The following is a 6,111-nucleotide window of genomic DNA, read 5'->3' as shown; positions in this document are numbered from 1 at the left end:
GCGGCCTCGGCGCGCGGCGGCTCGATCGCCTCGGGGTCGTCGAGGCGAAAGCGCGGCGCCGTCTCGGCGAGGGGCCTCGCGGCACGGACGACCTGCGCGGAGGCCGGCACCGTGCCGGCACCGGCACCGGCTTCGGCGCTGACCGCCGGCAGCGTCGCGCGTGGCCGCCCCTCCTGCACCACGAAGCTCAAGGCCGCGATGGCCGTGCCGGCGCCCGCGACCCGAGCCAGATTGCGCACCGACAGGAGTGAACGCCGTCGCTTGGCCGGGACCGTGAGGTCCGGACCGGAATCCTCTCCTTCGGAGAGTGTTCGCGTTGGGGCTGCTGGCATCGGGATCAGTCGCATCGCGTTCCGGGATTCGCCGGCGACCGTGGGCCGCCCATACGAACCGACACTGCCTGCGTCTCCGCCAAGCACGGGTTTCCAAAGGGGAGACCGGTGAGGGCTTTCCGCCGACAGGGTGAATCATCGGTATCGACCCATGCGGGCGACACATGCCCGCCCCGGCTTGCAGCACGCGCAGTCCATCGCGATTTGGTGCAGGGGGCACCACCGCGCGACATGACCAAGGAATCCATGATCCCCCTTTCCGTCCTCGACCTCGCCTTCGTGCCCGAGGGCGCGACGCCCGCGGATGCCCTGCGCAACAGCCTGGACCTCGCCCGCCATGCGGAAGCGCACGGCTACCGGCGGTTCTGGCTCGCCGAGCACCACAACATGATCGGCGTCGCCAGCGCGGCCACCGCCGTCGTGATCGGTCACGTCGCGGCCGGCACCCGCACGATCCGCGTCGGCGCTGGCGGCATCATGCTGCCGAACCACGCGCCCCTGGTGATCGCCGAGCAGTTCGGCACCCTGGAGTCCCTGTTCCCCGGCCGGATCGACCTCGGCCTCGGGCGCGCCCCCGGCACCGACCCGCGCACCACCCGGGCGCTGCGGCGCTCGGCCGACGCCGCCGACACCTTCCCGCAGGACGTGCTGGAACTGCAGGCGCTGTTCGGCGACCCGCAACCTGGGCAGGCCGTCCAGGCGGTTCCGGGCACGGGGCTGAAGGTACCCCTCTGGATCCTCGGGTCGAGCACCTACGGCGCGCAGCTCGCCGCGATGCTCGGGCTCCCCTACGCCTTCGCCTCGCACTTCGCGCCCGAGCAGCTGCTGCCTGCGCTCAGGATCTACCGAGAGCGCTTTCAGCCCTCGGCGCAGCTCAGCCGGCCGCACGCGATGATCGGCGTCAACGTGGTGGCGGCGGAGACCGACGCCGAGGCGCGCAGGCTGTTCACCTCGGGCCAGCAGCAATTTACCAACCTGGTGCGTGGCACCCGTGGCCTCCTGCGTCCGCCCATCGACGATATCGAGACGTACTGGGCGCCCCACGAGAAGGCGCAGGCCTCGCGGATGCTGGCACGCGCCCTCGTCGGCTCGCCCGAGACCGTGCGGCAGGGCCTCGCGGACCTGATCCGCGAGACCGGCGCCGACGAGATCATGGCGGCGGCGGCGATCCACGACCCCGCCGCGCGGCGGCGATCCTACACGATCCTGGCGCAGGCGCGGGACGCCCTCGGCGCCGTCCCCGCCGCCCTGGTGGCGTGATCGGAGCGGCCGACCCTTGACAGCGGCGGGAGCGAAGCGTCTTGCTCCCGCCCTTGGCGACTCATGCTGCGATGCGGCCGTCGCCGGACGGAGCGGACCGGGATCGGGCCGCGTACCTTCGCGGCCGGCGGGCCGCCGGCCACCCCCGGTGGTGCGGCGCACGGCAGGAAGGCTTGAGAACGGCGCCGGGACCGGACGCTGCGCCTCGCCGGGTCGGCGGGCGCCGCCCGGCCCCTCGGCGCCCGCGCAGAGCGGAGTGAAGAACCATGGGTTACAAGGTCGCCGTCGTGGGTGCCACGGGCAATGTGGGCCGCGAGATGCTGGACATCCTGTCCGAGCGCGCCTTTCCGGCGGACGAGGTGGTGGCGATCGCCTCGCGCCGCTCGGCCGGCCAGGAGGTGTCCTTCGGCGACAAGATCCTGAAGGTGAAGGCCCTCGATTCCTACGACTTCTCCGACACGGACATCTGCCTGATGTCGGCCGGCGGCGAGACCTCGAAGGAGTGGTCGCCCCGCATCGGCCAGACCGGCTGCGTCGTGATCGATAACTCCTCGGCCTTCCGCTATCACCAGGACGTTCCGCTGATCGTGCCTGAGGTGAACCCGGACGCCATCCACGGCTTCTCCAAGCTCAACATCATCGCCAACCCGAACTGCTCCACGGCGCAGCTCGTGGTCGCGCTGAAGCCGCTCCACGATGCCGCCACGATCAAGCGCGTGGTGGTCGCGACCTATCAATCCGTCTCCGGCGCCGGCAAGGACGCCATGGACGAACTCTTCCAGCAGACCCGCTCGGTCTTCACCGCCGGCGAGATCAAGGCCGAGAAGTTCACGAAGCGCATCGCCTTCAACGTCATCCCGCACATCGATGTGTTCATGGAGGACGGCTACACGAAGGAAGAGTGGAAGATGGTCGCCGAGACCAAGAAGATGCTCGACCCCAAGATCAAGCTTACCGCCACCGCCGTGCGCGTGCCGGTCTTCATCGGCCACGCGGAAGCCGTGAACGTCGAGTTCGAGCGCCCGATCACGGCGGAGCAGGCCACCCAGATCCTGCGCTCGGCCCCCGGCCTGATGGTGGTCGATAAGCGCGAGCCCGGCGGCTACATGACCCCGCACGAGGCCGCCGGCGAGGACGCCACCTACGTCTCCCGCATCCGCGAGGACGCCACGGTGGAGAACGGCCTGAACTTCTGGTGCGTCGCCGACAACCTGCGCAAGGGCGCGGCGCTCAACACCGTGCAGATCGCCGAGATGCTGGTGAACCGGAAGCTGCTGAAGCGACAGCAGGCGGCCTGAGGTTCGACGCCATACGCCGGCCCCTGTCGCGGGGACCGGTCCTTCGCCTTTGATCGACGCCGTCCCGCTCGCGGGGCGGCGTTTTGCGTTTCCATGCGCAATCCCGCCTCGATACCGGACCTCGATGAGCCGGACACATCAAGGCTCAGCCTGCGCAGCGACACGGCGGCGTTCGTCCGCCGGGCCTTGCCGGGCCCCAACGCAGGCCGGGCTCAGCGAGAACGAGAATAAGACGAAATTCCTTGAATGTTTTCCTAACATCGGCTACGACATCACAGAACATACCATGAACTAAGCGATCGCGATTTCGAAGATTCAGCGCCGAAGCCCCTCCAGGACCACCACCGAGGCGCACGATCTGCGCCTGCTCCTCGCGGTTCTGCGCACGGAGACCAAGCTGATCCGACTGCGCCGCTCTCTGAGCCGGAAGTACAGCCCCGATCAGCCCCGGGCGCCCGCGGGACAGAGCGATGGTGGGCGCTGGGTGTCGGGCGGTGAACCCAGTGGCGGACTGATCGACCAGCTACCGCGTGGGGGCGGACGCTGGGCCTCCCTCGATGCGGCCGACTCCGATACGGAGGCGCCGCATCGCACCCTGCTGGACGGCGGCGGTGAGGTACTGACCCTCCGGATCCGATCCGGGCGGGGCGACTGGGACGAACAGCACAAAGTCGTCACGCCGGACGGCGAGAGCCGTCTTTTCGAGAACGACGGCGACGTCCAGACGATCCGGGACGGGCAGAGCGGCGAGGTGCTGTCGCGGACGACCTTCTCACCCTTTGGGATCGAATCAGAGGCGACGGTCCAACCGGCGTTCCTACAGGCAGCACCGCTGGTCGGCGCGGCTGCCGCGAGGGCGACGTTCGAGGCGGCGGCGTTGCTCTTCACGGTGCTGAGCGCACGCAAGGGCGGATTTGGGACGGCGTTGGGGATGACGGCGCGCAGCTATGCTCTCGATCCGAAAAGTGACGAGAAACTTCCGATCCCGGTCATCAAACAACTCACGATGCCAGAATTGGGCCAGGCCTGCCCCAGGTGGAATGACGTCATGCGCGAAACGGATCGGATTACCACCGAGGTTCGGACTGCTTATCCTAATCTCCGCGGCAAGGAACTCGGCTTGGTCATCCATTCCAGGCTCGCACAATTCTTCGGTGATCCGCCGGACCCGAAATTCATTGTCGAGTTTTTATTGACAAAAGAAGGCAAACCCGAATTTTACAGTAGGAGGGATTCACTCCGGCTTGATCTTTTTGGATTAACTCCCGATGATTTGGTTTGCGTCTATGACTATAAAACCGGGACAGCTGAAATAGACGGTCGTCGCGCGCTTGAGCTGTACGTGGCTGCGAAGGGTTATCACCCAACCGCGAAGGGATTCGTGATCGTGCAGGTGAAACCCAACACATGACGACTGCGAAACAGATCAAGACCTTGGTGGCGCCACTCCTGGAGCGCCACCCGGACCTCGTGCTCGCGGATTTTTGCACGCTTAGGTTCCAGCCGACGGGCCATGTCGCGCGCGAGATCCTCATCAACCGCACGAGCGTTCCCGACCTGTTCAAACTGCACTGGTTTTTGAGTGAATCCTTCGATCCGAGTGACAGCCGGGGAATGACCTACGGACGCTGCTCGTCCGGCATCCATCGATCCGAACCTCGCGTGCGCGGATGGGTCTGGAGCGATCCGACCATGGCCGAGGACTTCGTGATATCCTGCGAGCGCGAAGCCATTCCGGTTATGCGCCCCCTGGACACGGATCGGAAGCGCCTGGAATTCGCCCGAGATCGACCGGAATCGCAGCCCTACTACCCACCGGAATGGCGCTTGGTCAACGCCATCGCTCTCGGCAATCTCGACGACGCCCGGGCCATCTGGACTGGCATCGAGGCCTATTACGCGGCTGGTCATGTCTTCGCCGATCCCTTTTTCCAGCCGCGCTACGACCGAATCCGCCGGATCGGCAAACCTCTGATGGCTGATGACCGGCGCACGTTGACCGATCTCCTCTACACCTGGGAGACCGAGAACGCTGTGGGGTGCAAGCGAGCAGCCTTGCGAACCCCCGGGGCATTCCCGATCGAAGAGGCAGGTTTCCACGCCGAAGAGACGCCTGCGGACGACACGCCATGAGCCGATCCGGTGTCCGAACAGAGGCATCCCTCAAGAGCACGCTCCCTCCAACGCCGCCACATCCCCACCGCTGATCGCCCGCAGGCAGCGCGTAATCCGCTCAGGCGTCCAATCCCACCACGCCAGGGCCAACAACCGCTCCGCCACCTCCGGCGGCACCCGCATCCGCACGATGACGGCTGGATTGCCGGCCACGATGGCGTAGGGCGGCACGTCGCGGGTGACCACGGTTTTCGCCGCCACCACGGCGCCGGTGCCGATGCTGACGCCCGGCAGGATCGTCGCGTCGTGGCCGAGCCAGACATCGTGGCCGATCACCGTGTCGCCGCGATTCGGGAAGGCTGTCTCATCGGGGAAGCGTCCGGCCCAGGCGCCGCCGAAGATCGCGAATGGGTAAGTGGAGGGTGCGTCCAGGCGATGGTTGCCGCCGTTCATGAGAAAGCGGGTGCCGGCCGCGATGGCGCAGAAGCGCCCGATGCGCAGGCGGTCGCCCAGGAAGGCGAAGTGATAGAGGAGGTCCTCGAGGAAGGCCTGCGGTCCGGCGGGGTCGTCGTAATAGGTGTAGGCGCCGACCTCGACGTTCGGCGGTAGATCCAGGTTTCGGATGAAGGTGACGCGCGGGTGGTCCGGCAGCGGGTGCAGGCTGTCGGGGTCGGGGCCAAAGCGGGGATCATGCGGCATGCGGGGCTCCAGAAATCAGGTCTGCCGCCCGGGATAACAGCGCCTCGGCGAACCGAAATGGCTTGAAAATCGCGGTGAACTCGCCTAATTCAGAAAAATCAGTTCTGGTTGCAGTTGTGAGACTGCGGTTCGGGAGTGGGCCCCACCGGGTCCGCTCTTTTTTATTGCCGCAAGGACTCCCGCGCCGGATCGCCTCGGACAAGGCCGGACTTCAAGCGCAGCATGGCGGACCCTTCCAACACCGACCCGTCGCACAGCGACCTCACAGAAAAACGCCTCATCACCGAGACGGGCGTCGCCGCGCGGGTGGTGCAGGTCATCGAGGGCTCGATCCAGGGCCTGGGCTACCGGGTGGTCCGGGTGAAGGTGTCGAGCGCCAACGGCTGCACGGTGCAGATCATGGCCGA

At 66.9% G+C, this 6,111-nt stretch carries 5 protein-coding genes and 2 pseudogenes; 5 read left to right on the top strand and 2 right to left on the bottom strand.

Annotated features, from left to right (window positions below; all coding sequences use genetic code 11):
- Window positions 1-332 (bottom strand): annotated as a pseudogene (locus K2X24_RS02810) (hypothetical protein); the annotation flags it as partial.
- Between the two features lie 246 nt (window positions 333-578).
- Between K2X24_RS02810 and K2X24_RS02805 the strand changes: the two are divergent.
- The 4 genes from K2X24_RS02805 to K2X24_RS02790 all read left to right on the top strand — a co-directional run bounded on the left by K2X24_RS02805 (window position 579) and on the right by K2X24_RS02790 (window position 5,023).
- On the top strand, window positions 579-1,592 hold the full coding sequence (locus tag K2X24_RS02805; RefSeq protein ID WP_292494433.1) for an LLM class flavin-dependent oxidoreductase: 1,014 nt from the start codon (window positions 579-581) through the stop codon (window positions 1,590-1,592).
- 266 nt (window positions 1,593-1,858) lie between these two features.
- Window positions 1,859-2,890 (top strand): aspartate-semialdehyde dehydrogenase, encoded by a 1,032-nt coding sequence (locus tag K2X24_RS02800; protein ID WP_292494431.1) that lies wholly within the window; start codon window positions 1,859-1,861, stop codon window positions 2,888-2,890.
- Window positions 2,891-3,374: 484 nt separating this feature from the next.
- Window positions 3,375-4,301 (top strand): hypothetical protein, encoded by a 927-nt coding sequence (locus K2X24_RS02795; RefSeq protein ID WP_292494429.1) that lies wholly within the window; start codon window positions 3,375-3,377, stop codon window positions 4,299-4,301.
- Entirely contained in the window at window positions 4,298-5,023 is a 726-nt protein-coding gene (locus K2X24_RS02790; RefSeq protein WP_292494428.1) for a hypothetical protein, read from the top strand. The genes K2X24_RS02795 and K2X24_RS02790 overlap by 4 nt, the downstream gene beginning before the upstream one ends.
- Window positions 5,024-5,053: 30 nt before the next feature.
- On the opposite strand, the gene K2X24_RS02785 is transcribed toward K2X24_RS02790, so the two are convergent.
- Complete coding sequence (locus K2X24_RS02785) at window positions 5,054-5,704, bottom strand: CatB-related O-acetyltransferase (RefSeq protein WP_292494426.1); 651 nt, start codon at window positions 5,702-5,704, stop codon at window positions 5,054-5,056.
- 222 nt (window positions 5,705-5,926) lie between these two features.
- Between K2X24_RS02785 and K2X24_RS02780 the strand changes: the two are divergent.
- Window positions 5,927-6,111: pseudogene (locus K2X24_RS02780) on the top strand (ribosome maturation factor RimP); the annotation flags it as partial.

The sequence above is a fragment of the Methylobacterium sp. genome (assembly GCF_019750675.1).
Taxonomy (GTDB): Bacteria; Pseudomonadota; Alphaproteobacteria; order Rhizobiales; family Beijerinckiaceae; genus Methylobacterium.
This window is presented reverse-complemented; position numbering and strand designations above follow the sequence as displayed.